Annotated in this window: 1 protein-coding gene; it reads right to left on the bottom strand. The window is 62.3% G+C overall.

The genetic code is table 11. From position 1 onward, the window contains the following. Positions 1-123: 123 nt before the first annotated feature. Positions 124-1038 (bottom strand): IS110 family RNA-guided transposase, encoded by a 915-nt coding sequence (locus AC1DCU_RS21450; RefSeq protein WP_442252332.1) that lies wholly within the window; start codon positions 1036-1038, stop codon positions 124-126. Between the last annotated feature and the right edge of the window lie 122 nt (positions 1039-1160).

Raw genomic sequence — 1160 nt, 5'->3', positions numbered from 1 at the left:
GGACGCCGCAAGTACGTCCTTGTAGCAACTGTGTTGCTGGAGGAGCGCCAGCCCTTCCGGTAAACGGGCACGGTAGTGCCGGCCGCTGGCCGGCAGCCTCAGGAGCAACGCCCTCTGGTGCGCTCAGGCGGGGATCGATCCGCCTTGAGCGTCACGCATACGGGCGTTGAGAATCACCAGCATCTTCCGCATCACCGCCACGATGGCCACTTTGCCTTCCTTGCCCCGCGCTCGCAGCGACTGGTAAAAGTCCCGCAGGCGAGGTTCATGCCGCATGGCCGACATGCTGGCCATGTAGAGCACCTGACGGATCTCAGCCCTGCCGCCATGGATGCTTCGTTTGCCACGCATGGTCCCGCTGTCATGGGACATCGGTGCCACACCGACCAGGCTGGCGACGGCCTTGCCACTGATATTGCCCAGCTCGGGAAGATAGCTGGCCAACACGGCCTGCAGGCCCGGGCCAACACCTTTCATCGACTTCAGGACAGCCAGTTGAGGCTGCTTGGAAACCTGTTCGGAAATCCGCTTTCCCAAACGTTCCACCGTTCTCTGCAAGCAAGTGATGTTGGCCTGAAGCAGTCGGCGTAATTCACGATTACCCACCATTTCCTGCTGCTGCCGCGCGACGGTCAGCGCGTGCATCGCCTGTCGGCGTGCCCGCACGAAGTCACGCATTTCCCGCTGCCAAGGCTCCAGTGGCTGATAGGAACGCAGCTTCACCAGYGCGGCCATCTTGGCCAAGGCATAGGCATCCAAGCGGTCKGTCTTGGCCATGTGGCCAAGCCCCTGGGCCAGTTTCCGCGCCCGCAGGGCATTGGCGCGGACCACCGGATGACCAGCGTTGTGCAGGAAGTCCAGCACAGGCTGTTCGTAGCCACCAGTGGCCTCCAGCACGRTCTGGACGGCCGGATGCCCTTGCAGCCAGAGGTCCAATTCAGCAAAGCCGGAGCGGCTATTGCTGACCTGCAGGGTCTTTCCGTCTGTCGTGCCAACGTCCAGCTGGCGCTTGCTGACATCAATCCCGATCCCGTTCATCACCGGACTCCGTATAGTCTGGAAGGGTCGAGAGCTCCCCCGCTTGCCCAGTCTTATCACTGCGAGTGTCAGCTCCAGCAACTGTTCGGGCGGATCAAGGGAGATTCCGGCGTGGGCGCCAA

It is taken from the genome of Stenotrophomonas sp. 10L48, assembly GCF_056395105.1.
The sequence above is the reverse complement of the archived record's forward strand: the minus strand, read 5'-3'. Positions and strand labels throughout refer to the sequence as shown.